General features: G+C 48.4%; 1 protein-coding gene. It reads right to left on the reverse strand.

Annotated elements, in window-relative coordinates:
* Nucleotides 1–920 (reverse strand): mucin-binding protein (locus ACESUZ_RS10100; RefSeq protein WP_373199926.1); only part of this gene is annotated, 920 nt, incomplete at both ends.

Below are 920 nucleotides of genomic sequence, written 5' to 3' on the forward strand. Positions count from 1 at the left end.
TCGTAATCACTTCACCAGTAACGTTATCGACAACGACGGTTCGTGTGAAGTTGACAGAATCAGTGTGCGGCTTGGCCACTACGTGTCCAGTCTGATCAACATAACTGACGGTCTCATGGACCGTCTTATCATAGTTGGTGCGAGTTGGCCACTTTGGTCCATCTGGTTCATCTGGATGGATTGGCGCTCCCGGTGTCTGTGGATCCGTTGGATTCACTGGCGTCAGCTGATGCTTCAAGTGAACCGTGAAGTTCTGAGCAGTTTTGTCATCATTGTCGAATGTCAAATCTGCTGGATAGCCATCAGTAACTAACTCATACCCGTGTTTCTTATAATCCGCAATGCTGCCACTGGTACTATAACTGGATTTCGAGCCCGTTGTTCCTGAAATTGAATCCGTCTTTAAAGTTTTGCCGGTCGTATCATCAACGTAGCTGACACTACCTTTTTGCTGATCTGCGGTATAGGTGATCGTTGTATCTTTCGTCGGATCACTTGGCTGATAACGGCTACCGGGTGTCAAAACATGACCTTCTGGATCATGTGCTGTATAACCTGGTACCGTCGGTACACCGGCTGGTGTAACCTTCGTCGCATCACGTGGGTCATTTGGATAGACTACTCTTGGTACTCTAGGGAAGTTCCCATCACTTGAGCTTGGTACCAATGATCCGACTTTCGTGTATGTCACGGTCTCATTAACATCTGCTGAATCGGCATTCAGGTCAGTTACGACAGCTGTCTGCGCTTTATCAGCTACAGATCCCGACACCACTGGACTAACAACGGCATCAAAGGTTGTATCACCATTTGTCGCTGTCCAGGCGGTTGTTCCAGCACCACTCGTAATCACTTCACCAGTAACGTTATCGACAACGACGGTTCGTGTGAAGTTGACAGAATCAGTGTGCGGCTTGGCC

The sequence above is a fragment of the Collinsella aerofaciens ATCC 25986 genome (genome assembly GCF_964239575.1).
Taxonomy (GTDB): Bacteria; Actinomycetota; Coriobacteriia; order Coriobacteriales; family Coriobacteriaceae; genus Collinsella; species Collinsella aerofaciens_BQ.